Origin of the sequence: Escherichia sp. MOD1-EC6819, from assembly GCF_002965765.1 — a bacterium.
In the GTDB taxonomy this organism is placed as follows: domain Bacteria; phylum Pseudomonadota; class Gammaproteobacteria; order Enterobacterales; family Enterobacteriaceae; genus Escherichia; species Escherichia ruysiae.
The window spans coordinates 69,337-95,281 of record NZ_PTRG01000009.1; the positions used below are offsets into that span (position 1 = coordinate 69,337).

27 protein-coding genes are annotated in these 25,945 nt (G+C 49.3%); 8 read left to right on the plus strand and 19 right to left on the minus strand.

Translation table 11 applies throughout. The features are described from left to right. Positions 1-37: 37 nt before the first annotated feature. Positions 38-295 carry a multiple stress resistance protein BhsA gene (bhsA, locus tag A7Z06_RS14200; protein WP_000800147.1) on the minus strand — a complete coding sequence of 86 codons (258 nt, stop codon included), beginning with the start codon at positions 293-295 and terminating at the stop codon, positions 38-40. Positions 296-535: 240 nt separating this feature from the next. Between bhsA and comR the strand changes: the two genes are divergently transcribed. Continuing rightward, on the plus strand, positions 536-1,168 hold the full coding sequence (gene comR / locus A7Z06_RS14205) for a TetR family copper-responsive transcriptional repressor ComR (protein WP_024212422.1): 633 nt from the start codon (positions 536-538) through the stop codon (positions 1,166-1,168). Positions 1,169-1,229: 61 nt separating this feature from the next. Here comR and A7Z06_RS14210 read toward each other — a convergent pair whose 3' ends face one another. The 8 genes from A7Z06_RS14210 to hinT all read right to left on the minus strand — a co-directional run bounded on the left by A7Z06_RS14210 (position 1,230) and on the right by hinT (position 7,502). Further along, complete coding sequence (locus A7Z06_RS14210) at positions 1,230-1,769, minus strand: glycine zipper 2TM domain-containing protein (RefSeq protein ID WP_024212421.1); 540 nt, start codon at positions 1,767-1,769, stop codon at positions 1,230-1,232. Between the two features lie 226 nt (positions 1,770-1,995). Further along, entirely contained in the window at positions 1,996-3,300 is a 1,305-nt protein-coding gene (ndh, locus tag A7Z06_RS14215) for an NADH-quinone dehydrogenase (RefSeq protein WP_105279471.1), read from the minus strand. Between the two features lie 401 nt (positions 3,301-3,701). After that, a complete protein-coding gene (gene ycfP / locus A7Z06_RS14220; RefSeq protein ID WP_000587922.1) occupies positions 3,702-4,244 on the minus strand; it encodes an alpha/beta hydrolase YcfP in 543 nt (180 codons plus the stop codon). A 22-nt stretch (positions 4,245-4,266) separates the two neighbouring features. Then, entirely contained in the window at positions 4,267-5,292 is a 1,026-nt protein-coding gene (gene nagZ, locus A7Z06_RS14225) for a beta-N-acetylhexosaminidase (protein ID WP_000529323.1), read from the minus strand. A 10-nt stretch (positions 5,293-5,302) separates the two neighbouring features. Continuing rightward, the gene (thiK, locus tag A7Z06_RS14230) at positions 5,303-6,127 is read right to left on the minus strand and encodes a thiamine kinase (RefSeq protein ID WP_001116778.1); all 825 of its coding nucleotides are present in this window, start codon (positions 6,125-6,127) and stop codon (positions 5,303-5,305) included. Next, positions 6,108-6,749, minus strand: coding sequence for a penicillin-binding protein activator LpoB (gene lpoB / locus A7Z06_RS14235; protein WP_000164456.1), 642 nt, complete (start codon positions 6,747-6,749; stop codon positions 6,108-6,110). The genes thiK and lpoB overlap by 20 nt, the downstream gene beginning before the upstream one ends. Positions 6,750-6,762: 13 nt before the next feature. After that, entirely contained in the window at positions 6,763-7,140 is a 378-nt protein-coding gene (locus A7Z06_RS14240; RefSeq protein ID WP_001225287.1) for a YcfL family protein, read from the minus strand. A 2-nt stretch (positions 7,141-7,142) separates the two neighbouring features. Continuing rightward, positions 7,143-7,502 carry a purine nucleoside phosphoramidase gene (hinT, locus tag A7Z06_RS14245; RefSeq protein WP_000807125.1) on the minus strand — a complete coding sequence of 120 codons (360 nt, stop codon included), beginning with the start codon at positions 7,500-7,502 and terminating at the stop codon, positions 7,143-7,145. Between the two features lie 333 nt (positions 7,503-7,835). On the opposite strand from hinT, the gene fhuE reads away from it, so the two are divergent. Beyond that, positions 7,836-10,025 carry a ferric-rhodotorulic acid/ferric-coprogen receptor FhuE gene (gene fhuE / locus A7Z06_RS14250; protein WP_105279472.1) on the plus strand — a complete coding sequence of 730 codons (2,190 nt, stop codon included), beginning with the start codon at positions 7,836-7,838 and terminating at the stop codon, positions 10,023-10,025. Positions 10,026-10,084: 59 nt separating this feature from the next. On the opposite strand, the gene ptsG is transcribed toward fhuE, so the two are convergent. From ptsG to pabC, 6 genes are all read right to left on the minus strand, one after another. Further along, positions 10,085-11,518: a PTS glucose transporter subunit IIBC gene (gene ptsG / locus A7Z06_RS14255; protein ID WP_000475698.1), complete on the minus strand. Its 1,434-nt coding sequence runs from the start codon at positions 11,516-11,518 to the stop codon at positions 10,085-10,087. Positions 11,519-11,810: 292 nt separating this feature from the next. Further along, positions 11,811-12,608: a metal-dependent hydrolase gene (locus tag A7Z06_RS14260; protein ID WP_000480285.1), complete on the minus strand. Its 798-nt coding sequence runs from the start codon at positions 12,606-12,608 to the stop codon at positions 11,811-11,813. A gap of 10 nt (positions 12,609-12,618) precedes the next feature. Next, positions 12,619-13,623 (minus strand): DNA polymerase III subunit delta', encoded by a 1,005-nt coding sequence (gene holB, locus A7Z06_RS14265; RefSeq protein ID WP_001267910.1) that lies wholly within the window; start codon positions 13,621-13,623, stop codon positions 12,619-12,621. Then, positions 13,620-14,261: a dTMP kinase gene (gene tmk, locus A7Z06_RS14270; protein ID WP_001257008.1), complete on the minus strand. Its 642-nt coding sequence runs from the start codon at positions 14,259-14,261 to the stop codon at positions 13,620-13,622. Before tmk ends, holB begins: the two co-directional genes overlap by 4 nt. After that, positions 14,251-15,273 carry a cell division protein YceG gene (gene yceG, locus A7Z06_RS14275; protein ID WP_000756886.1) on the minus strand — a complete coding sequence of 341 codons (1,023 nt, stop codon included), beginning with the start codon at positions 15,271-15,273 and terminating at the stop codon, positions 14,251-14,253. The genes tmk and yceG overlap by 11 nt, the downstream gene beginning before the upstream one ends. Before the next feature lie 2 nt (positions 15,274-15,275). Further along, on the minus strand, positions 15,276-16,085 hold the full coding sequence (gene pabC, locus A7Z06_RS14280; RefSeq protein WP_000478694.1) for an aminodeoxychorismate lyase: 810 nt from the start codon (positions 16,083-16,085) through the stop codon (positions 15,276-15,278). A 356-nt stretch (positions 16,086-16,441) separates the two neighbouring features. Here pabC and A7Z06_RS14285 point away from each other — a divergent pair, with 356 nt between their 5' ends. The 6 genes from A7Z06_RS14285 (at position 16,442) to A7Z06_RS14310 (ending at position 22,428) form a co-directional block, all read left to right on the plus strand. After that, positions 16,442-16,975, plus strand: a complete 534-nt coding sequence (locus A7Z06_RS14285) for a fimbrial protein (RefSeq protein WP_000669543.1) — start codon at positions 16,442-16,444, stop codon at positions 16,973-16,975. A 75-nt stretch (positions 16,976-17,050) separates the two neighbouring features. Continuing rightward, on the plus strand, positions 17,051-17,728 hold the full coding sequence (locus A7Z06_RS14290; protein ID WP_000778187.1) for a fimbria/pilus periplasmic chaperone: 678 nt from the start codon (positions 17,051-17,053) through the stop codon (positions 17,726-17,728). A 29-nt stretch (positions 17,729-17,757) separates the two neighbouring features. After that, on the plus strand, positions 17,758-20,331 hold the full coding sequence (locus A7Z06_RS14295; protein WP_000098583.1) for a fimbria/pilus outer membrane usher protein: 2,574 nt from the start codon (positions 17,758-17,760) through the stop codon (positions 20,329-20,331). Between the two features lie 28 nt (positions 20,332-20,359). Beyond that, complete coding sequence (locus A7Z06_RS14300) at positions 20,360-21,355, plus strand: fimbrial protein (protein WP_001041735.1); 996 nt, start codon at positions 20,360-20,362, stop codon at positions 21,353-21,355. Between the two features lie 9 nt (positions 21,356-21,364). Then, positions 21,365-21,886 (plus strand): fimbrial protein, encoded by a 522-nt coding sequence (locus tag A7Z06_RS14305; RefSeq protein WP_001021712.1) that lies wholly within the window; start codon positions 21,365-21,367, stop codon positions 21,884-21,886. Between the two features lie 14 nt (positions 21,887-21,900). Next, a complete protein-coding gene (locus A7Z06_RS14310; protein WP_000632673.1) occupies positions 21,901-22,428 on the plus strand; it encodes a fimbrial protein in 528 nt (175 codons plus the stop codon). A gap of 58 nt (positions 22,429-22,486) precedes the next feature. Here the strand turns inward: A7Z06_RS14310 and fabF are convergent, their stop codons facing one another. The 4 genes from fabF to fabD all read right to left on the minus strand — a co-directional run bounded on the left by fabF (position 22,487) and on the right by fabD (position 25,941). After that, positions 22,487-23,728: a beta-ketoacyl-ACP synthase II gene (gene fabF / locus A7Z06_RS14315; protein ID WP_000044680.1), complete on the minus strand. Its 1,242-nt coding sequence runs from the start codon at positions 23,726-23,728 to the stop codon at positions 22,487-22,489. 89 nt (positions 23,729-23,817) lie between these two features. Next, positions 23,818-24,054: an acyl carrier protein gene (gene acpP, locus A7Z06_RS14320; RefSeq protein ID WP_000103754.1), complete on the minus strand. Its 237-nt coding sequence runs from the start codon at positions 24,052-24,054 to the stop codon at positions 23,818-23,820. A 210-nt stretch (positions 24,055-24,264) separates the two neighbouring features. Further along, positions 24,265-24,999: a 3-oxoacyl-ACP reductase FabG gene (gene fabG / locus A7Z06_RS14325; protein WP_001008544.1), complete on the minus strand. Its 735-nt coding sequence runs from the start codon at positions 24,997-24,999 to the stop codon at positions 24,265-24,267. 12 nt (positions 25,000-25,011) lie between these two features. Further along, on the minus strand, positions 25,012-25,941 hold the full coding sequence (gene fabD / locus A7Z06_RS14330) for an ACP S-malonyltransferase (protein ID WP_000191375.1): 930 nt from the start codon (positions 25,939-25,941) through the stop codon (positions 25,012-25,014). Positions 25,942-25,945 lie beyond the last annotated feature (4 nt).

Sequence of the window (25,945 nt, forward strand, 5' to 3'; positions counted from 1 at the left end):
AATAGCAGCAATAACAGGCATTAATGAGGGTTAATGCTTATTTATAAATTACTGCCGTTCCGTGGAGGGTATTCGGACCGGTTACTGAAGTAATACGGAAAGATTTTGCGCCCATCTCATCTGCTTTTTGTGCCAGTTGTTCTTCCAGCGATCCCAGATTTGTCCCCGCGTTAGCACTGATAGTGCCCACTTTTTGTTGACCTTCTGGTGTTGCCTGAACTTCGACAGCCGCAAAGCTGGCAAATGACATGGAGCTTAAAATCGCCGCAGCGATGAGGGTTTTTACATTTTTCATAATAGTGACCTTATGCAGATGAATAGCGTCGCAAGCAATTACTTAACGATCGATAACTAAATGATAGATGTGATTTTGATCACATACAAGATGTTTTTTATAACAATCATTAATTAAATTAAAACCCTTTAAATTTCAGTTAAATAGATGGAAATTATTTTTCTGTCTTCTGGACTGGTGAACGGAAGTGATTATTTTTATAATAACCGTTCATTCACAGCTACAAGGTACAACGGCATCATGGCAACTGACTCAACACATTGTGTAAAAAAAAGCCGTGGTCGCCCAAAAGTGTTCGACAGGGAAGCCGCGCTTGATAAGGCCATGAAGTTGTTCTGGCAGCATGGTTATGAAGCCACTTCTCTTGCCGATCTCGTCGAAGCGACCGGAGCCAAAGCGCCAACGCTATATGCGGAGTTCACCAATAAAGAGGGATTATTCCGCGCCGTACTTGATCGCTATATCGACCGTTTTGCCGCAAAGCACGAAGCACAACTGTTTTGTGAAGAGAAAAGTGTGGAGTCTGCGCTGACTGACTATTTCGCTGCCATCGCCAACTGCTTTACCAGCAAAGACACCCCTGCTGGCTGCTTTATGATCAACAACTGCACCACCCTCTCCCCGGATTCTGGAGATATCGCTAATACGTTGAAATCACGCCACGCGATGCAAGAACGCACCTTGTATCAGTTTTTATGTCAACGCCAGGCGCGCGGGGAAATCCCTGCCCACTGTGACGTAACGCATCTGGCGGAATTCCTTAACTGTATTATTCAGGGGATGTCGATCAGCGCCCGCGAAGGCGCATCGCTGGAAAAACTGATGCAGATTGCCCGAACCACTTTGCGTTTATGGCCGGAACTGGTGAAATAAAGCGCAAAAAAAGCCCCTCAGCCTGAGCGAATGAGGGGCTAAATTGCAGAATACAGCCTTGTTATACTTTGTTATTCAGAACCAGTTGTCCGTTGTTATCTAATTGGATTTGTGTACCCGGATCGCGGTCCATACGGATTTTGCCCTGCTGATCGCCAATCTTATAGGTCACGTCATAGCCGAGCATTTTTTCTGACTTGTCATACACCGTTTTACAACGCTGTTGGGTGGTGGTGTAAGTATCACGTTCCTGGAGAGAGCCCTGAATCTGGTTACCAGCATATCCACCACCGAGCGCCCCGACGACTGTAGCAACATCCTTACCGCGACCACCGCCAAACTGATGCCCTATCACCCCACCAGCCACAGCGCCCAGAACCGAACCCGCAATGCGATTTTCATCCTGCACCGGTCGGCGATGAGTCACTGTGACATTGCGGCACTCCTGGCGCGGTGTTTTAACCGTTTCCTTGATTGGGATTGCAGAAACAACCTGAGCGTATTGCGGGCCACGTTCAAACACGTTCAGGCTGGCCACTGCCGCTACGCCCAGCGCAGCCGCGACACCAATCCCGATACCCGCCAACATTGATTTATTCACGGGAACACCTCCTTCTTTGCAGTTATGTCAATCATGCAAGCGAAGGGGTGAAACAACCATCAGACAGAAGATGAAAAGCGCAGGAATGGCAGGAAATACTTAAGGATTCGGAGGAGTCTGAGGGAATGCCTGATGCGACGCTTAACGCGTCTTATCAGGCCTGCCGCTCATACTATTTATCCTGGGCGGATAAGGCATTTACGCCGCATCCGCCAGTACAAGTTGATTAATGCAGTTTCAAACGCGGACGGATAACGCGGTTGATACTCCCCACCAGCATCATTAATCCGGTTTTAAAGTAACCATGTAGCGCAATCTGATGCATTCGGTACAGCGAGATATACACAAAGCGCGCAATACGTCCTTCAATCATCATTGAGCCGCGCGTCAGGTTACCCATCAGGCTACCGACGGTAGAGAAGTTCGACAGCGATACCAGCGAACCGTGATCTTTATACTGATAATTTTTCAGCGGTTTGCCATTCATCTGCGCCAGAATATTGTTCATTGCGCAGGTAGCCATCTGGTGTGCGGCCTGAGCGCGCGGCGGAACAAAACCCCCTTCCGGACGCGGGCATGACGCACAGTCGCCAATAGCATAAATGTCTGGATCGCGCGTGGTTTGCAGCGTCGGTTCCACCACCAGCTGGTTGATACGGTTGGTCTCCAGCCCACCAATATCCTTCAGGAAATCTGGCGCTTTGATCCCGGCAGCCCACACCATCAGATCAGCCTCAATATATTCGCCATCTTTAGTGTGCAGCCCCCCTTCATCGGCGCTGGTGACCATGGTTTGCGTCAGCACGCGAACGCCCAGTTTCGTTAACTCATTGTGGGCGGCAGCAGAGATACGTGGCGGCAGCGCAGGCAAAATACGTTCGCCCGCTTCTACCAGCGTTACGTTCAACGCTTCGTTGGTCAGGCCTTTGTAACCGTAGCTGTGCAGTTGCTTGACGGCGTTGTGCAATTCAGCGGAGAGTTCTACACCCGTCGCGCCGCCGCCAACAATCGCAATATTCACTTTGCCATTCGCGCCCAGGTTGGCGGAGTATTTCAGGAACAGATTCAGCATCTCCTGATGGAAACGACGCGCCTGATGCGGGTTATCGAGGAAAATACAGTTCTCTTTTACACCCGGCGTATTGAAATCGTTAGAGGTGCTGCCCAGCGCCATCACCAGCGTGTCATAGGCGATTTTGCGTTCCGGCACCAGCAGTTCGCCTTTCTCGTCGCGCAGTTCAGCAATGGTGATTGTTTTCGCTTCTCTATCGATATCAACCACAGAACCCAACTGGAACTGAAAACCATGATTACGCGCATGAGCCAGGTAACTCAGTGCATCGACGCCTTCATCGAGCGAGCCAGTCGCTACTTCGTGCAGCAGCGGTTTCCACAGGTGGCTGTGGTTGCGATCTACCAGCGTAATTTTGGCTTTTTTCTTACGTCCCAGCTTATGTCCCAGCTGTGTCGACATTTCCAGCCCACCAGCACCGCCGCCGACAATCACAATCTTTTTCAATGGCGTAGTCAACGTGACCCCCTTAAATTTATTAACCAATTGTTAATTAATGGTTATATGCATAGCCCTTAATTAACAGCAGGTTACAGTGATGAAAATGCTCTTCGCTATTGAGAATAACATGAATGGTGTATTGGTCATACCAAAATTGATATGAATCAAGTTTTGTTGCTGAAAAGATAGGCGGATTTACCGAGTGAGATCAAAAAACAGAGATTGTTGTTTATTATTTAAGCGGAGTCGGGAGAGTGAGGCGTATATGGAGGGCATTTGGTAGGCCAGATACAATGCGCAGCATCGCATCAGGCATTGGTGCACGGCTGTCGGATGCGGCGTGGACGCTTCATCCAACCTACAGAATCCGGGGCGCATCAGATACCAGCAAGGTTACCTGATGCGACCGACGATAGCTTTTAACCGAGGGTTTTGAACGCCTTAATGCGCTGCAAATGCGGGGAGATATTTTTGAATTTGTGCGTCTGCTCTTCGTCCCAGACAATCTCGTAATAATGATGCAACTCTTCAGATGTCCGCTGACTGTTAAGCGCCTCATCGTTACGCGACAAAATCACCAGACAACGATCGCGATTCTTCTCACGGAAATTGGTCACACATTTAGTCGCGATATCGGTGTACTCTTCCGGGCGATCAATCTTCCCTTCCATGTTCTCGTAAGGGAACAAATTAGGGTTGAAGATCACCTGGCGGATATCGCAGAGAAAACCAATCCGTTCCGCCCAGTAACCACCCAGCCCGACACCGCAAATTAGCGGGCGCTCGTCGACGTTCAGTTGCAGCATTTTGTCTACTTCTTTGAGCAGATGCTGCATATCGTGTTTCGGATGCAGAGTGCTGTAGCTTATCAAGCGCACATCCGGGTCAATAAACTGCAATTGTAAAACTTTCTCGTGGTTACCCGGACTGTTAGAGTCAAAACCGTGTAAATAGATAATCATCGCTTCCTCACATAAGCCAGGGTTAGTGACCTGCTTTCTCTTCCTGCCAGCGTTCATGTAACTGATTCAGACGGGCGCTGATCTCTTTCCAGCGAGCCGAGTCCATCAGCTCCTGTCGCGAAAATGAACCTTTATGATACAAACGTGTAACACGCTCTGCCTTGATCGGTGACAGATTATCTAACACGCTGACGGCCCCTTTACGATTATTGCAGACCAGGATCATATCGCAACCCGCATCCAGTGATGCCTGCCCACGTTCGGCATAACTGCCCATAATCGCGGCACCTTCCATCGATAAATCGTCTGAGAAAATCACGCCGTCAAACCCCAGCTCCTGACGTAAAACAGTTTTCAACCAGTAGGGAGAACCGCTAGCCGGACGTGGATCAACATCGCTGTAGATCACATGCGCAGGCATAATGGCGTCGAGTTTATTTTCGCGAATTAACGTACTGAAGACCGACATATCTTTGGCGCGAATTTCCGCTTGCGGACGTGGGTCGCACGGTGTCTCTTTGTGCGAATCTGCCGTTACTGCACCGTGGCCAGGAAAATGTTTACCGGTGCTTTTCATTCCGGCTTCATGCATACCATCAATAAACTGGCTGGCGATTGCGAGGGCTTTTTCGGGATCGGCATGGTAAGAACGCTCGCCAATCGCCGCGCTAATGTGCCCTACGTCCAGCACGGGTGCAAAGCTGATATCAATATCCATGGCGATCATTTCGCTGGCCATCAACCAGCCTGCCTCTTGCGCCAGTTTGCCGCCTTCTTCCATTCCCAACAGCGCAGCGAATGATTGCGCCGCTGGCAAGCGGGTAAAACCTTCACGAAAACGCTGCACTCGCCCACCTTCCTGATCCACCGCCACCACCAGATGATTGCGCGAAGCTGTGCGGATTTGGCGCACCAGTTCGCGTAATTGCGCAGGATCATGATAGTTACGCGTAAAGAGAATCAGCCCTCCCACCAGCGGGTGCGCCAGTATTTCACGCTCTTCCGCGTCCAGTTCGTAACCTTCAACATCCAACATTACTGGACCCACACTGCTCTCCTTATTGTTTTATTGATAGCTGCCGCCAGGTGTCATCGGCAAGCCTGATAAATTGTTGATCGCCGGTTTGTTGCCAACGGTACTCAAACCACCCTGCTTTGAGCATCAGCAACCAGGGAAACCAGCGCCTGACCTGACGCCATAATTGCGCCGGATTAATCTTCGCCCGCGCGGCATAGTCATTGACCAATTGCCGATGCTGGTGAGTATTTTCCACCCACACCGCCGCCAGTTCCAGCGCGATATCGCCATCACCGGCATACTCCCAGTCAATGAGTTTTAACCCTGACTCACTATGCACTAAGTTTCCGGCATGAACATCCATATGCAATGGGCTTAAGCGTAATGGCTGTGGTTCCCGTATTTTGCGCAGACGTTTTAATAGTCGCAGCCAATCCGCTGTCCGCCGCGCCGGATCGCTTCGCTGCCAGTACCGTTCCAGTAACGGTAGCAGGGTTATTCGCCAGCCAAAACGCGGTTGTTGATGCAGATAATACAGCAAGCCTGCCAGTTCGTCGGTATCCGGCAATTGCGTTTTTACCTCGCCGGGCAAATAGTCGACCACCATCCAGCCACGGAGATAGAGATGTGGCTTCGGTGCAAGGTATGCCGGCAATCGTGATAACGCCCGATACTGGCGCAGAAACACGGACTGCGGTGCATCAGGATCGTGAGTCTGACGCACAACGAAACGCAGATCCTGATGTTCAATGAGAAAACTCCCGCCGCTAAGTCCATGATTAAACGTCGCGACGGGATGATACTGCGGGAAATAGCGCGACAATAATTCGTCGCGCGTGATGGGATTATTGTTGCTGAACGGCACCTTTACCTGACCAGATAATTTCACCCGTCTGCACCAGCATGAGTTGCATTTGCAGGGTCGGTGCGTTGACGTTACCAGAGGCACTGGAGTACAGCACATAATGAGCGCCGACGTTACGGGCAATGCCAATCGCTTTACTGCGAGTGCCTAAACTGTCCTGCGGCGACAAACCTAACTGCTGTTTGGCCATTGAAAGCTGTTGGGCAGAAACGAGTGTAAATTTACCGTTATTGGCCAGCGCATTACGTAGCGTTTCGGTCGCTTCTCCGGCATTCAGCGAACCGTTAGTACGGTTATTAACGCTATCAACCAGCAGAACGCTGCCTGCGGTCACACCATCAGCCCCAAGCATTTTACTGACCATCGGCTGCATTGCGCCGTTCCAGTCATAATGACGAATATGCGGCGCAGGCGGTGCAGTTTGATCTTCGTGCTCAATTGGCCCTGGCTGCTGCGGGATCGTCGGCACCGATGGCACGGTTGGTACTGGCTGTTGCGGCTCGGCTGGTTGCTCCGGCGCAGGTTTCACCTCTTCTACCGGTGCAGGTTCTCGAGACCCCACACACCCGGCGAGAAACATCGCCAGCGCGGTGATTAAGGCGTAGCGACTCATTTTTGTCATCAAGATTCACCCCTTACAAATATAGATAAAGTCTGACTTTGTGCGCCCCCAGATAATTGGCGCTGCCGTACAGAGTTACCGCCGAACGTGCGGGAATGGTAACGCTGCGGGGCGTTTCCAGAGGATGCATCTCCAGCCCTCTGGCGTCATACCAGTAAAAACGATAATGAACGGTAACGGGTTCTTGCCTTTCGTTATAAAGCGTCGAGGATGCTGAAGGCTGAATATCAGACATTGAAAGAACGGGCTTTTCTGCACTGATGCCCGCAGCCAGAAGAGATGACTCCATCACCAGCGACTGTTCTTCATTCACCGGAATTTCCGGATGTGAACGACACCCCACCAGCAATAACAGCGCCAGAGACACCAGCCCAAAGCATCCTTTTCTCATCGTTACAGACCTTTATGCGCCAGCATTGGGCCAAGAGGACGGCCACCCAGCAAGTGCATATGGATGTGGTACACCTCTTGCCCGCCATGGCGGTTGGTGTTCATGATCAGACGATAGCCATCTTCGGCAATGCCTTCTTGCTCAGCAATTTTTGCCGCTACAGTGATCATGCGTCCCAGCGCCTGCTCATGCTCGGCAGAGACGTCGTTCACGGTAGGAATCAGGATATTAGGAATGATGAGAATATGCGTTGGCGCTTGCGGCGAAATATCGCGAAACGCCGTTACCAGATCATCCTGGTAGACGATATCGGAGGGGATCTCACGACGAATAATTTTGCTGAAAATAGTTTCTTCTGCCACGACATTTTCCTTTTTTAAATAGCCATGCGTTGCGCCATGCTACGCCGCGCCACACTGCGAGTATAGAGTATGGTCGAGTTAAACCCGCTCTTTCAACCTTAACCCACGATTTATTAAGCAAAAAACCGTTTTACTGCCGCATACATCGCCATTATTCCCCTTTATGCCTATGAATGAACCGAAAACACACTTTCTCTTTGGTTTACATGTTAAATATGAATGCGTATATTTCTCATTTGCATTACCATGCAGAATTATTAGCGCGCTAAATATAAACGCTCATCACCTTCCTCTGGAATGAGCCTGACTACAACATAAATCAAGAGATTTCAGATGCTTTCGACACAATTTAACAGGGATAATCAGCATCACGCCGCAGCCACGCCGTCGCTGCTCGCAGCCTGCATTGCTCTGGCCTTATTTCCTTCCTCCACTCTGGCCGTGCCAACCGCCGAAGAAACGGTGATTGTTGAGGGAGCAACCAATGCTCCAGTTGATGACGAAAATGATTACAGCGTAACGTCTACCTCTGTAGGTACTAAAATGCAGATGACCCAACGTGATATTCCACAGTCGGTCACTATTGTCAGCCAGCAGCGAATGGAAGATCAGCAACTGCAAACGCTGGGCGAAGTGATGGAAAATACCCTCGGGATTAGCAAAAGCCAGGCTGACTCCGACCGTACCCTCTATTATTCGCGTGGATTCCAGATCGATAACTATATGGTCGATGGTATTCCCACCTATTTTGAATCACGCTGGAATCTGGGCGATGCGCTCACTGATATGGCGTTGTTCGAGCGTGTAGAAGTGGTGCGTGGCGCGACCGGGCTAATGACGGGTACTGGCAATCCTTCTGCGGCGATTAATATGGTTCGTAAACATGCCACCAGCCGTGAATTTAAAGGCGATGTCTCGGCGGAATACGGAAGCTGGAACAAAGAACGTTATGTGGCGGATTTACAAAGTCCGCTCACGGAAGATGGTAAAGTCCGCGCGCGAATTGTCGGCGGCTATCAGAACAACGATTTATGGCTGGATCGCTACAACAGCGAAAAAACTTTCTTCTCCGGCATTGTGGATGCTGATTTGGGCGAGCTGACCACGCTTTCTGCCGGTTATGAATATCAACGTATTGATGTTAATAGCCCAACCTGGGGTGGCCTGCCACGCTGGAATACCGATGGCAGCAGCAACAGTTACGATCGCGCCCGCAGCACCGCGCCTGACTGGGCGTATAACGACAAAGAGATCAACAAAGTCTTTCTGTCACTGAAGCAACGATTTGCCGATACCTGGCAGGCAACGCTGAATGCCACCCATTCCGAAGTCGAATTTGATAGCAAAATGATGTATGTCGACGCCTACGTAAATAAAGCAGATGGAACGCTGGTGGGACCATATGGCAGCTATGGCCCCGGATTTGATTATGTGGGCGGCACAGGCTGGAACAGTGGCAAACGTAAAGTTGACGCGCTGGATCTGTTTGCCGACGGTAGTTATGAAGTGTTTGGTCGCCAGCACAATCTGATGCTCGGCGGTAGCTACAGTAAACAAAACAACCGCTATTTCAGCTCCTGGGCCAACGTTTTCCCCAATGAAATTGGCAGTTTCTACAACTTCAACGGTAACTTCCCGCAGACCAACTGGGCACCGCAAAGCCTGGCACAGGACGATACCACACATATGAAATCGTTGTATGCCGCCACCCGCGTCACCCTCGCCGATCCGCTGCATCTGATCCTCGGCGCACGTTATACCAACTGGCGGGTTGATACGCTGACTTACAGCATGGAGAAAAACCACACCACGCCTTATGCTGGTCTGGTGTTTGACATCAATGACAACTGGTCGACCTACGCCAGCTATACCTCTATTTTCCAGCCACAAAATGATCGTGACAGTTCAGGCAAATATCTGGCTCCAATCACCGGTAACAACTACGAGCTGGGTCTGAAATCAGACTGGATGAATAGCCGTCTGACCACCACGTTAGCCATCTTCCGTATTGAGCAGGATAATGTCGCCCAGTCCACCGGAATGCCTATCCCCGGCAGTAACGGCGAAACCGCCTATAAAGCGGTGGATGGGACAGTAAGTAAAGGCGTGGAATTTGAACTTAACGGCGCAATTACCGACAACTGGCAACTGACGTTTGGCGCAACGCGCTATCTGGCGGAAGATAACGAAGGGAATGCCGTTAACCCGAATCTGCCGCGTACCACGGTTAAAATGTTTACCAGCTATCGGTTGCCTGTCATGCCAGAGTTGACGGTCGGCGGTGGTGTTAACTGGCAAAATCGCGTGTATACCGACACCGTGACACCGTATGGCACCTTCCGCGTCGAGCAAGGTAGCTACGCGCTGGTGGATCTGTTCACCCGCTACCAGGTGACAAAAAACTTCTCGTTGCAGGGTAACGTCAATAATCTGTTCGATAAAACCTATGACACTAACGTGGAAGGTTCTGTCGTCTACGGCGCACCACGTAATTTTAGTATTACCGGCACGTATCAGTTCTGATTAACACCTGTAAAAAAGGCAGCCATCCGGCTGCCTTAGTCTCCCCAACATTTTACTGATTAGTTGTTGCGGATGTACTCATCCATCTCGGTTTTCAGGTTATCGGATTTAGTACCGAAAATTGCCTGAACACCAGAACCAGCAACCACTACGCCCGCTGCGCCCAGTTTCTTCAGGCCAGCCTGATCCACTTTGGACACATCAGCAACGCTGACGCGCAGACGAGTAATACATGCATCGAGGTTAGTGATGTTTTCTTTACCACCAAATGCGGCAACCAGAGCCGGTGCCATTTCGCTGGTGCCGGTAGCTTTCGCATCTTCAGTTGCGTCTTCACGGCCCGGCGTTTTCAGATCCAGAGCTTTAATCAGCACACGGAAGATGGTGTAGTAAACAATCGCATAACCAATACCGACAATCGGGAACAGCCACAGTTTGCTGCTGTTACCAGACAGTACGATGAAGTCGATCAGGCCGTGTGAGAACGACGTACCGTCGCGCATTCCCAGCAGAATACAGATTGGGAATGCCAGACCAGCCAGTATCGCGTGGATGATGTACAGGATCGGCGCAACGAACATGAAGGAGAACTCGATCGGCTCGGTGATACCGGTCAGGAACGAGGTCAACGCAGCGGAGATCATGATACCGCCAACTTTAGCGCGGTTTTCTGGTTTAGCAGAGTGCCAGATAGCAATCGCAGCTGCCGGCAGACCGTACATTTTGAACAGGAAGCCGCCAGACAGTTTACCCGCAGTCGGGTCACCCGCCATATAACGCGGAATATCGCCGTGGAAAACCTGACCTGCTGCGTTGGTGTATTCACCAATCTGCATCTGGAAAGGTACGTTCCAGATATGGTGCAGACCAAACGGCACCAGACAACGTTCGATGAAGCCGTAAATACCAAACGCAACTACCGGGTTCTGGTAAGCAGCCCACTGGGAGAAGGTCTGGATTGCGGAACCAATCGGCGGCCAAATGAAGGACAGCACAACGCCAGTAAAGATGGCAGCCAAACCAGAAATGATCGGTACAAAGCGTTTACCGGCAAAGAAGCCAAGATACTCAGGCAGCTTAATACGGTAGAAACGGTTAAACATGTACGCTGCAATCGCACCGGAGATGATCCCCCCAAGTACGCCAGTATCCGCCAGATGTTTAGCGGCAATTTCTTCAGCAGGTAAATGCAGTACCAGCGGCGCGACCACAGCCATGGTTTTTACCATGATGCCATAGGCAACAACTGCGGCAAGAGCGGATACGCCATCGTTATTGGTAAAGCCAAGGGCGACACCGATCGCAAAAATAAGTGGCATGTTTGCAAAGACGGAACCGCCTGCTTCTGCCATAACATGCGATACAACGGCTGGCAGCCAGCTGAAATTCGCGGAACCGACGCCCAGCAGAATACCTGCGATAGGCAGTACGGATACCGGCAGCATCAGCGATTTACCGACCTTTTGCAGGTTAGCAAATGCATTCTTAAACATAATTGAGAGTGCTCCTGAGTATGGGTGCTTTTTACGTTCTCACGCGTGGCAAGGGGGGAGAACCTTGCCGTGTACAGGGCATCTAAGCGCCCTTTATTTATTACACAGAGTAAAATAATTCAGTGTCGATTTGTTTGACGGCTATCACGTTTCAACTTCAGGTCTTTAGCGAAGTTGCACATTTTGACAAAACATATGTCAAGATATTACAAACATGGTTAGCCACCGCCCAATTTGCGGCGGTGAACTTTACTCGTTTTAACCATTAATTACGAGCTTAAAAAAAATTCATTCAACTGATGGACTGAAGGCGGGAAGCGTCGATGTGAAACAGACGGGCGAAGTTATCGGTGGTTACCTGCGCCAGTTCTTCAACGGCAACACCTTTCAACACAGCCATGTATTCTGCAACGTCACGAACCATTGCAGGTTGATTCTCTTTTCCTCGATATGGCACTGGCGCCAGGTAAGGCGAATCAGTTTCCACCAGGAGTCGATCCAGCGGGACATAACGCGCGGCATCGCGCAGTTGTTCCGCATTACGGAAGGTCACAATGCCGGAAAAGGAGATATAAAATCCGAGATCCAGTAACTTGCCCGCCGTTTCTTTGTCCTCTGTAAAACAGTGTAGTACGCCACCACAATCCGTCACTTTTTCTTCGCGCAGAATAGCCAGCGTATCGGCGCGGGCGTCACGCGTATGGACGATAACCGGCTTGTTCAGTTCGCGACCAATCTGGATATGGTGAATAAAGGATTCTTGCTGACGGACTTTTGTTTCCGGCGTGTAATAATAATCCAGCCCGGTTTCACCCAGCGCAACAACGCCCTCTTCTGTTGCCAGACGGCGTAAATCTTCCACATCGTAGGGATCATTCTGATTTAGCGGATGCACGCCGCAAGAAAAAACGACGTTGTCACGTTCGCCGACCAGATCCCGCATATGCAGGTAACCGGGCAATGTTGTGGCGACCGCCAGACAAAATTTCACATCGCGCGCAGCGGCTTTCGCCAGAACGTCATCCACGTCCTTGTGCAAAGATTCATAATTCAGACCATCGAGATGGCAGTGTGAGTCGACTAAAAACATAATGTCTCTCTTAAAGATGAGGAACCGGTAACACAACACCCGGTTGCAGGTAATGCTCAATACGTAGTAAAAGATCGGTGATGACAAGCTCGCGGTTTACGCCTGTGACAGAAATTAACTGCTCACGACTTTGGCAAACATCCCCCAGTATAGCCTGCAGGCGAGAGGGAGAAAGCTGGTTTGCCAGTGCGGTGACAACACCAGGAACATCAACATTGGTGACTTGTGAAGCGCCATAATGGCGTTTGAGCGCATCCATCAACAAAGTTGCCAACCAGTGCAGACGCGCCGGAGCTTGTTCGTGGTTCAGTGCCGACAACATCGAATACCAGTCACCCGATTGCACGCTGTGTGCCAATGCCTGACAAAGTATCTCACGTGCCTGCCAGGTATCTCCCTGAAACAGCCCCAACGCCGCGCCAGGCGAACCGGCGCTCAGACGCAATGCGGTTATTATGGCCTCTTGTGACATTGTCACTTCACGCGCAAGCCAGCTCACTGCGTACTGTTCTGGCGGCGGTGCAAGGTAATGTAAGCGACAACGGCTGCGCAGTGTTGCCAGTAAGCGTTCAAGTTCTCGTGTAGCGAGGAAAAACCAGGTTTCCGCTGGCGGCTCTTCCAGCGTTTTCAGCAAGGCATTGGCAGCAGCATCGGTCAGCAAGGCGGCATCGGTGACCCAGACAACTTTCGCACCGCCTAATCGTGCGTGTTCATTCAGCTTTTCGGTGACTTCACGCACGGCATCAATGCCTAGGGCATTCTTCCCTTTTTCGGGAGCAAGAGTGTAATAATCGGGATGCGTCCCCGCCTGCATCAACTGGCATCCGCGACAATGACCACAACTTTTGTGCCCCTGCGGTTGTTGGCAAAGTAAATAACGGCTAAGAGCGTAGATTAAGGCATCATCGCCCATGCCAGGTAATGCCTGAATCAGTAGCGCATGGTGACCCCTTCCGGCCTGATAGCTGGCTACCAGTTTTTCGAAATCAGGTCGTAACCATGGATACCATCTCATTCGCCCTGCTCCTTAACCCAGTGAGTCACGGTGGTGCGAATCGCGTCCATGACGGCTTCCAGCGATTGTGTTGCATCAATAGTGTGAATGCTTTTATCTTGTGCAGCCAGTTCCAGATAGCGGGCGCGGGTGCGATTAAAGAAATCAAAAGACTCTTGCTCAATGCGATCCAGCTCGCCGCGCGCGCGCGCGCGCTTAAGGCCGACTTCTGGGGTAACATCGAGATAGAGCGTTAAATCAGGGCGAAAATCCCCAAGAACGGCATCACGCAACGTTGCCAGCATATGCTGGTCAATACCACGACCACCGCCCTGATACGCCTGAGTGGAGAGATCGTGGCGATCGCCAATCACCCAGGTGCCGTTTGCCAGTGCCGGTTTGATGACGGTTTCTACCAGCTGTACACGCGCGGCATAAAACATCAGCACTTCGGCTTTATCGGTAATGACTTCATCGCCTACCGATTTGATATCCAGCACCAGGCTTCTTAACTTTTCGGCAAGTTGCGTACCGCCAGGTTCCCGAGTGAAAACCATGTCGCGGATACCCAGTTGCTCAAGCGTCTCAACCACCACGTTGCGCGCGGTGGTTTTGCCTGCACCTTCCAGCCCCTCAATGACGATATACTTACTGCGCATTTTTTTCCTTAAGCACTTTCAGATAATCCTGCACAGACTTGTTATGACTGGCAAGATTGGTATTAAACGTGTGACCACCTTTACCATCGGCCACAAAATAGAGATACGGCGTTTTTGCCGGATGCGCAGCAGCCTTCAGCGAATCAGCCCCCGGCGTAGCAATCGCGCCTGGCGGCAAACCGGTAATGGTGTAGGTGTTATACGCTGTTGGCGTTTCCAGATCTGCACGAGAAAGTTTGCCATTATAACGCTCTCCCATCCCGTAAATCACCGTCGGGTCGGTCTGCAGGCGCATACCAATGCGTAAACGGTTGATAAAGACCGAGGCAACCTGATCTCGCTCACTGGCAACGGCGGTTTCTTTTTCGATAATTGATGCCATCGTCACCAGCTGGTTTTTATCTTTATAAGGTAGACCGTCCGCACGCCCTTCCCAGGCGCTATCAACCGCTTTCACCATTTTCTTGTGTGCTCGCTTGAGTAACGCAACATCGGTGGTATTGGCGGTATACATCCAGGTGTCTGGCCAGAACCAGCCTTCAATCCACTCCGGGTTTTCCAGCTCCAGCGCCTGTGCCACGGTGGTATATTTATCGTCGCTCAGCGTGTGCTTGACATACGGTGCCTCACGCAATTGTTTGAGGTAATCGCTCAGACGCATCCCTTCCACCAGGCGTAGTGGAAACTGTGCTTCTTTACCGCTTTCCAGCAATTTCAGCATCTCACGCACAGTCATCTGCGGTGTAAAGCGGTAAGTTCCGGCTTTGAAATGAGAAAGATCCGGCTCGATACGCAACAGCCATTGAAATACCCGTGGGCGATTGATGATCTTATCGGCATAAAGCTGTTCACCGAGCGCCAGACGTCCGGTTCCCGGTTTGAGGGTAAATATCGTCTCTTCTTTAATAAGTAATTTGCTGTCGGCGAGATGGCGAACCTTCCAGACGCCCACACCAGCGGCGATACCCAGTACCACCAGCAATAACAAGACAATCAATAACACTTTTTTCATGACTAATTCGGGTGCTCACAAAGTGGGGCTAAATATTCATATAGCGTTGTTGACGAAAAGGAGGCTTCGCCACAGGCACGCACGGGAATCACTGGCATCAACGCATTACAGACTACCATCTCATCTGCCTGCATCACCTCCTCCAGCGAGGCTTGTACTTCGACAAGCTGATAAGAGGATTGTGCCAGTAAACCGATGCAGAATTGTCGCATAATGCCGTTGACACCAGCCTGATCCAGACGCGGCGTATAAACTACGTTGCCCTTGCGCCAGAACAAATTAGCCGCACAGCATTCCGTAACCCACCCATCGCTGTCAAGAACCAGCGCCTCATCGGCGTTTGTCTGCTCAAGATGAGAGCGGATCAGTACTTGCTCAAGCCGATTAAGATGTTTAATTCCTGCGAGATAAGGATTACGTCCAAGGCGTACTGGACTTAGCGCCAGAGTAATACCTTCCCGCCGCCAGCGGGTGTAATGTTCAGGAAAGGGGGAGACAGATAAAATGCGCCCAGGCGATTCGCAGTGGGCGATGCTATATCCTCGACCACCACTGCCGCGAGTGATAATAACTTTTAAAACGCCACGCTCAGCTTGTCGTGCCAGACTTTGCATCTCATCTTCCAGTATAGACCAGTCGGAATAAGGAATGCTTAAACGGGAGCAGGCTTCACGTAAACGTGTTAAATGCGCGGTCAAGAGTACTACCTGCCCACGGTTTATCACAGCCGTTGTAAAACATCCATCACCGAACTGTATGCTCCTGTCACAAGCCGGTAACTCATTGTTACATTTTCCATTAATTAAAAACATTCACTTCCCCAATAAACAAAGAAATACAATAAATTATTTTAGCTTCTATGTTCAAATTTATCTGTTCACTGGCCTCTTTTTGATTGCCCAAAGATATTTATACGACAGCACACATTTAAATCATCAATATGATTGTACAACCCCCCCAGCAATCCTCACAAACTTCACCACCAATCATACGCAATACGAATCAATTAAGTATGCCTAAAAACATATTTAAGTAAAAATAAGGTGTTTAACGTTTCGTGCTTTAATATTATATTTTTTCCTGAGGAATTTAAAATTCACTGGAGTGATGGCAGTGCCTTAGTACTGTCAAAGTAAGCATATTTGCTGCAATCTCAAGGATAATGTAAATGAAATTCAAACTAGCCGCTCTGGTTTTAGTAACAACCGCTGGTCTTAGCTCTGTCGCCTCTGCAGATGATGGTAAAATAAATTTTATTGGAGATATCATTGAATCAGGCTGTGAAGTTAACAGTACGCTGTCATCTCCAATGACAGTGAAATTAGGCACAATTGCTAAAACAGCTTTTAACGCTACGGCTGGGACTACTGCTGCAAATACCAAGTTTACACTGGTATTAAAAAATTGCCCGAATGAGCTCAAAAATGTTGCTGTTAAATACGATGGTACTCCGGATCAGATCAATCAGGATGCTTTACAAGTTACTGATTACGGTACAACCGGTGTAGCAAAAGGTGTTGCAATTCAGCTCATGAATTCTTCCGGTAGCGTGCTGCCTCTCGGTACTGAATCCGATAGCACGGCTCTCAATAGCACTGGCGACACTAACCTGGACTTCTTTGCACGTTATATCGCTACAGAAGATACCATAGCGGTTGGTAGTGCAAATGGTACTGTGAACTTTACGTTAGCGTATAACTAAGATACGCCTGATTTTAATATAATTACGTCAGGTAAAACCTGAGTTACTCGGTTTTACCTTTTAAAGGTTTTTGAGATGAAATTATCGACTTATTTTCTTGCTACTGCATTGTTATTATCCAACTCTGTTGCACAGGCGGGTGTCATTGTTGGAGGAACACGAGTTATTTATAACGGCGATAAAAAAGAAACGTCTCTGCACCTGAAAAATCCGGATAAATCCTCCTACCTTATTCAATCATGGGTCGATGGAGATCCGCAAACCAACGCCAAAGCCCCTTTTATTATTACCCCCCCTCTGTTCCGCCTGGGCGCCACTGAAGAAAATGCGTTGCGCATTATTCGCGCTGGCGGCAATCTGCCGACAGATCGCGAAACGATGTACTGGATGAATATTAAAACGATACCTGCAACTGAAAAGCAGGAAAATGTCAACACCTTGCAAATTGCCATTAAAACGCGAATTAAATTGATTTATCGACCACATGAGATTTCGTCCACATTACCAGAACAAGTCGTGAAAAATTTGACCTGGCGACGTAGCGGACAGCAAATCACTGTCACCAACCCAACTGCTTACTATATGAACTTCAGTCAGGTCAAGATTGGCGGAAAAGCATTACCTGATGCCACATATGTTGCTCCTATGAGTAGTGCGACATTTCAAATTCCAGCCAACACAACAGGAAATGTAAGCTGGACAATCATCAGTGATTACGGTGCAGCAGGCGACGTACACAACGCTTCTTTGTAAGACGTCATTTAACTGCATAAGGATGTGTAATGAGTTCAAGAATCAATAAAAAGAAAATGATACGGAACAAAATTGCCTGTTTCGTTGCTCTGCAATGCGCCCTGTCTCTCGCCTCATCGGCATATGCACGCGAATATTTTAACCCCGCATTACTGGGAATCGACGGCCCTGGCTCAGGTATTTCAGATCTTAGCGCTTTTGAAGAGGGTGTCGGTCAGATTCCTGGAACCTATCGTGTTGACGTTTACCTAAACAAAATGTCGCTGGGTACACACGATATTACTTTCAGTATGCAGAAAGACCTTCAGGGTCAGAACATATTGCAACCATGCATATCGGTGGAAAAATTAAAGCAATTTGGTGTTCGTACCGAGTTATTCCCGCAACTGATCAATAATGAAGGCTGCGCCAATCTCGCGGCAATTCCGATGGCCTCGGCAAAACTCATTTTTAACCGTCAGCAGCTAATGGTGGAAATACCTCAAGCGGCAGTCGAAGCGAAACCGCGTGGATACGTGGCGCCTGAAAATCTGGATGAAGGAATAAATGCGTTACTGCTGAACTACAATTTCACCGGTGCTAATACAAAATCGCGTGATAGCAATTCATCTGATTCTGACAGCTATTATCTTAATCTCCTTCCTGGATTAAATATCGGGCCATGGCGCTTACGTAATTACAGTACCTGGAGTCGTAACACTTTTGGTAGTGATACCCAGAACAACTGGGATTCTCTGTATACCTATGCCCAGCGAAATATCATTTCGCTCAAGAGCCAGCTCACGCTTGGAGAAAGCTCTTCTCCGTCAGATATGTTTGATAGCGTTCCGTTTCGCGGTGTGCAGCTAGCTTCTGATGACGATATGTTACCTGACAGTATGCGTGGTTATGCACCTGTTGTACGCGGAATCGCCAGAACCAATGCGCAGGTTATTGTTAAACAAAATGGTTATACCATTTATCAAACTTATGTTTCGCCAGGCGCATTTGAAATCACGGATATGTATCCGACCGGAAGTAGCGGCGATCTGGACGTAACGGTTAAAGAAGCGGATGGCAGTGAACAGCACCAGGTTGTTCCCTTTGCATCGCTCCCCGTGTTGCAACGTGAAGGCCGCCTGAAATATAGCGTGACCAGCGGGAAATACCGCTCTTATGACAGTCGTGTTGATAAAGAGTATTTCACGCAAGCAACTGCCATATATGGCCTACCCGTTGGATTTACCTTATATGGCGGTGGGCAATTCGCGAAACATTATCAATCATTAATTTTCGGTATGGGTAAAAACCTGGGTGAAATGGGCGCCTTATCTATCGATACCGCCCAGGCCTGGTCCCAACAGCAGGAACAAGAGAAAACCAGCGGTCAGTCAGTACGGGTACGCTATAGTAAAAACATTCTCGCCACCGGGACTAACGTTTCTATCGCGGGCTACCGCTATTCCACATCGGGTTATTATTCACTGCAAGAAACGCTCGACACCTGGCGTGAAAATAATCAAAACATGCCAGAACGGCGGCGTAATCGAGCGGAGTTCCTGCTTAACCAAAATCTTGGACAGAATGCTGGTTCAGTATCGCTTAATGCCATTAGCGAAGATTACTGGAACAGCGATCGACAAATGCGTTCTGTTGGCGTTGGCTACAGTAATAGCTGGAGCGGCATGACTTACAGCCTGAATTACAGTTATAACCGTAATACCAACGACAATAGTAATTACCGCGACAATAATACAACGCGTAATAAGTACTACAATAGCGATCAGATTTTCTCATTTAATATCAATATTCCATTAAATCGCTGGTTGAATAACAGTTGGGCGAGCTACAGTCTGAATACCAGTAAACACGGCGATACCAGTCATTCTGTAGGCATGAATGGTTCTGCGCTTGACGATCAGAACCTCAACTGGAATATTCAGGAAAGTGAAACGGATCACGGTGTAGGTAATGGCGGTTATGCCAGCCTGGACTATCAGGGAACCTATGGTCGCGTCAATGCTGCGTACAGTTATGACCAGAACCAGCACCGGGTGAACTATGGTATTGATGGGGGTATTGTTGTTCATGCCAATGGCATCACCCTAAGCCAGTCCCTGGGAGAAACCACTGCACTGGTTGAAGCGCCAGGTGCCAGCGGTGTAAATATCAGTAACCAGACCGGTGTAAACACCGACTTTCGTGGCTACACGATCGTTCCTTATATCAGCCCCTATCGTGAAAACACTATTTCACTTAACACTGAAGCATTACCTGAAAATGCAGATGTTGAGCTCTCCTCACGTACAGTAACGCCGACACGTGGCGCTATCGCGCGAGCAAACTTTAATATTCGCGTAGGTAATCGTGTATTAATGATGCTGGATAAACCATCGGGAGAAGCAATACCTTTCGGAGCCATTGTCACCCTGCTTAACAGTGAAAATGCAAACAGCTTTATCGTCGGCGATAACGGACAAGTCTATATGACAGGTATGCCAGACAGTGGTGTACTCGCTGTTAAATGGGGAAACGATGCGCACCAAAATTGCCGGGTTGAATTCAACGTCACTCAACAGCAATCGACAAATAGTGTATTAGAGAGCCATGGAAGGTGCGAATAAATTGAGCCAGAAAAGAGGAAACAATGCTATGAATAAACAAAGGGTAATCATCTTTCTTATCTCAGGCATTGCATCACTGCCGTTAACAACAACAGCATCGCAATTTCAGACTGATACTGCACAGGTAGTCACTTACCCTCATGATTTTTCAACGTGGAGCATACCAACGAGTGTAGGTGGAACAACCTGGTTTGATGACTGGAATAAATTTTATTGGATCAATATCGCGTCCGGAGGTTCTGGCAGTGCATATGCCGATCTTACAGTAAATGGGACGGTGGTCGGAACAACGGGCGACGGAGCAACCATATATCAAACTAGCAATCCAGGTATTGGCATTGCATATCAACTCAATTTTTCAACCCCAACAGATACCACACCAAATTTGGCGAAAGCAGCACCTCACACGCTGACTTTCCCGGAAGGTTTAAGCAAGAGTGGTTACATACACATCAAGTATGAATTAGTTCGTCTTACAGAGCAGATACCGCCAGGACCTCTTGTCGCTGTTCCTGACGTCACATTAAATTATCACAACCCGCCGGGAAGCACTTATTCGGATAAATCATTTCTTGCACGCTCGGGAGTTTCTTCGCAGCCTACCATGACGCCATGCACGATAAATGCCCCAAAAGAAGTGAATCTTACAACACTTTATGGCGGTAATGCAGTCAGTGGGGCACAACTGGCTACGCCAATACCTACGATAACATTAACAAATTGTCCGGGCGCAATTACGGGTATCTCTTACAAATTTAGCGCCTTATACGGAACTCACGGCTCGGTGGATGGCGTGATGAACGGTGAGACCGGAACCGGTTATGCGCAAGGCGTATATGTGCAATTTCAAAACCCCGATGGAAGCGGATTCGATCAGTTTAACAATAACTTTGCATTGAATTATATCGGCTCAGGTGATTATACAATACCCGAATATAAAGTAGCTTATTACATTGACGATGTTAATAACATAACCACCGGCCAGGTAAAATCCGCATTGCAATTTACTGTACAATATAATTAAGGAAAAATGATGAATATAATATGGAAGCGTAAGTTTATAATATTTGTTATCGCCAGCAGTCTTCTGGGGGCTTCCTCCGTTAATGCGGTAGATATCAATATTAATGGATTAGTACTGGCATCTCCGTGCGTCGTTAATGGTGGGAATAGTGCCGTGAATGTAAATATTGGCGATAATATTCAGGCGGATTCTCTTTCGGCTGCGGGAAGCGCATCCACCTGGAAAGACTTCTCTTTGCAATTAACCAATTGCCCACTCTCAACCTCCAGCTTTAGCGTCGCTTTCTCTGGTACGCCGGACGGTGATATTGCCACAAACTACGCCAATACTGGTTCAGCAACTAATCTCTCTCTTGAGCTCACTACGCAGGATGGTTCTACAACGTTGGGTAATGGTTCATCAATCAATAATACCCCTATTCCTGGTTCTCACGCCTATGACCTTCAGCTTCGTACGCGGGCTGTATCGAAAGGAAATGTGATGCCTGGTTCAATCACCGGCCTGGTTCAGGCAACATTTACTTATCAGTAACAGGTGCTAGCGCCATGATTACTCAACGAAGTGCCACAATTTTTACCTTACTGGTAACGCTCTGGCCTTTATGTGCATTTCACTCTGCCCAAGCGGCTGATATTAACATTAATGGCACGGTGGTAGCATCAGCATGCGTCATAGACACACAAACGAAGGATCAAACTGTCAGCTTTGAGCAGGCGCGAGCCGTTAATTACGACACGGTCGGCCATACCAGTGAGTGGCAGAACTTTAGTCTGAATTTATCTTCTTGCCCTGCATCAACAAGCAGTGTTACAGCGTTGTTTACCGGGGAAAGCGATCTTGTTGACCAGACGAAGTTCGCGAATACACTTGGGGATGCCACCGGGATGGCGCTGCAGATTATGACGGATGACCACATAACGGAAATAAGCCCGAATGGTAAAATGACGGTAAACGTCGACCAGGCCAGTAGAAAAGCGACCTTCCCACTTGCTGCACGGATGTATACACCTACCGGTACGGTCACGGCAGGTGAATTCCATACTGTTGTGCAGTTTACGTTTACTTATCAATAAGTTGACGTAAAAAAAGCGAAACACATTGTGTTTCGCTTTTTAACTATCTACTTAAGGATTAAACGCGTTTAAAGATCAACGAACCGTTAGTACCTCCAAAGCCGAAGGAGTTACACAGGGTATACTCCATTCCGCTGACCTGACGCGCTTCGTGCGGTACGAAATCCAGATCGCAACCTTCATCAGGGTTATCCAGGTTGATGGTCGGTGGAACAGCCTGATCGCGCAGCGCCAGGATGGAGTAGATAGACTCTACCGCACCCGCCGCACCTAACAGGTGACCGGTCATGGATTTCGTGGAGCTTACCAGCACACGGCTTGCAGCTTCACCGAAGATGGTTTTCACTGCCTGCGCTTCGGCTTTATCGCCAGCAGGCGTTGAAGTACCGTGCGCGTTAACGTAGCCAATCTGGCTCGCTTCAATACCTGCATCACGCAGAGCATTTGCCATTGCCAGAGCTGCGCCTGCGCCATTTTCCGGCGGCGACGTCATATGATAGGCATCGCTGCTCATACCAAAGCCGACGAGTTCAGCGTAAATTTTCGCACCGCGTTTTTTCGCGTGTTCGTACTCTTCGAGCACCAGCATACCGGCACCATCGCCCAGTACGAAACCATCACGCTCTTTATCCCACGGGCGGCTAGCCGCTTGCGGGTTATCATTGCGGGTAGATAATGCACGTGCCGCGCCGAAACCGCCAACGCCCAGCGGCGTACTGGCTTTCTCTGCGCCACCTGCAACCATCACGTCAGCATCGCCATACGCGATAATACGCGCAGCATGACCAATGTTGTGCACGCCGGAAGTACAGGCGGTCGCGATAGAGATGCTTGGGCCACGCAGGCCATACATGATAGTCAGGTGACCTGCCACCATGTTCACAATCGTTGACGGAACGAAGAATGGGCTGATCTTACGTGGACCACCGTTCATCAAAGATGTGTGGTTTTCTTCGATCAGTCCGAGGCCGCCTATCCCGGAGCCAATTGCGGCACCAATGCGGGTTGCGTTCTCTTCCGTTATTTCAAGGCCAGAATCCTGCATGGCCTGAACGCCAGCGACAATTCCATATTGAATGAAGGCATCCATCTTGCGCTGTTCTTTGCGCGAGATAATGTCCTCACAGTTAAAATCCTTTACTAAGCCAGCAAATTTCGTTGCATAGGCGCTAGTATCGAAATGGTCGATTAGGCTGATGCCACTCTGACCGGCAAGCAGAGCTTTCCAGGTAGACTCTACGGTATTGCCGACAGGAGACAACATGCCCAGTCCGGTCACAACTACACGACGCTTAGACACGTTTGTCCTCCAGGGAGGGAAAAAAAATGATTCTAGTGGGACAAAAAGATAAAACTCAGGCGGTCGAACGACCGCCTGGAGATGTTCACTTACGCCTGGTGGCCGTTGATGTAATCAATGGCAGCCTGAACGGTGGTGATTTTCTCAGCTTCTTCGTCCGGAATCTCAGTATCAAACTCTTCTTCCAGAGCCATTACCAGCTCAACGGTGTCAAGAGAATCCGCGCCCAGGTCTTCAACGAAAGAAGCATTGTTGGTAACTTCTTCCTGCTTAACGCCCAGCTGTTCGCCGATAATTTTCTTAACGCGTTCTTCGATAGTGCTCATACTCTTAAATTTCCTATCAAAACTCGCTTTCGCGATGGTTTTCGTAGTGTATAAAATGTTGAAAAATTTGCAACTAAATCCCGGCAGGTCTTACCACGATTTTACGTTATTTTGAGGCCATACCCCCCAACAACGCAAATCATTTTGCACTAATTATTACTCATAACCACGCAGACTGCGCGCAACATGAGCATTTTGTGCAAATCGCGGTCAGACCATGTACATCCCGCCGTTCACATGCAAAGTTTCACCCGTGATGTAAGCTGCTTCGTCGGATGCCAGGAATGCAACCGCGTTGGCGATTTCCTGTGCGCCGCCGAGGCGACCCGCAGGAACCTGCGCCAGGATACCCGCACGCTGGTCATCGCTCAGCGCACGTGTCATGTCCGTTTCAATAAAGCCCGGAGCAACAACGTTTACAGTAATACCACGTGACGCAACTTCGCGCGCCAGGGATTTACTGAAGCCGATCAAGCCCGCTTTCGCCGCAGCGTAGTTGGCCTGACCGCCATTTCCCATGGTACCAACCACAGAACCGATAGTGATAATACGACCATGACGCTTTTTCATCATAGCGCGCATTACCGCTTTTGACAGACGGAAAACAGATGAAAGGTTGGTTTCGATAATATCGTTCCACTCATCATCTTTCATTCGCATTAACAGGTTATCACGAGTGATACCGGCATTATTGACCAGGATATCGACTTCACCAAATTCTGCGCGAATTTTTTCCAGAACAGATTCGATAGATGCCGGGTCGGTCACATTCAACATCAGACCTTTACCGTTATCACCTAAATAATCGCTGATCGCCTGAGCGCCGCTTTCACTGGTCGCAGTACCGATAACTTTCGCGCCACGAGCTGCGAGCGTTTCAGCAATTGCGCGGCCAATCCCACGGCTTGCACCGGTTACCAGTGCGATTTTTCCTTCAAAATTCATATTTTTCCTCTTTTAAAGCTCGAGCGCCGCTGCCATCGCTGAAGGTTCGTTCAGCGCCGAGGCGGTCAGGGTGTCGACAATGCGTTTCGTCAGGCCAGTAAGCACTTTGCCCGGGCCGACTTCATAAAGATGTTCAACGCCTTGCGCTGCCATGTATTCAACAGATTTCGTCCACTGAACCGGATTATACAGCTGACGTACCAGCGCATCACGGATAGCATCGCCATTAGTTTCGCATTTCACATCAACGTTATTCACAACCGGAACGGTTGGGGTATTGAAGGTGATTTTCGCCAATTCAACAGCCAATTTATCGGCAGCCGGTTTCATCAGCGCACAGTGTGACGGTACGCTTACAGGCAACGGCAGCGCACGTTTTGCGCCCGCAGCTTTACAGGCAGCGCCTGCACGCTCAACCGCTTCTTTATGACCGGCAATAACGACCTGCCCCGGAGAGTTAAAGTTTACCGGAGAAACGACCTGACCTTCTGCAGCTTCTTCACACGCTTTAGCAATAGACGCATCATCAAGACCGATAATTGCCGCCATTGCACCTGTCCCTTCCGGTACAGCTTCCTGCATGAACTTGCCACGCATCTCAACCAGACGCACCGCATCAGCAAAATCAATCACACCAGCGCAAACCAGCGCGGAGTATTCACCCAGGCTGTGACCGGCCATCATCGCCGGTGCTTTACCGCCCTGCTGCTGCCACACACGGTACAGCGCAACAGATGCCGTCAACAGTGCTGGTTGGGTTTGCCAGGTTTTATTCAATTCTTCGGCAGGTCCCTGCTGGGTCAGTGCCCACAAGTCGTAGCCCAGCGCCGCAGAAGCTTCAGCAAACGTTTCTTCGACAATGGGATAGCTCGCCGCCATATCAGCCAGCATTCCAACGGTTTGAGAGCCCTGTCCAGGGAACACAAATGCAAATTGCGTCATCTTT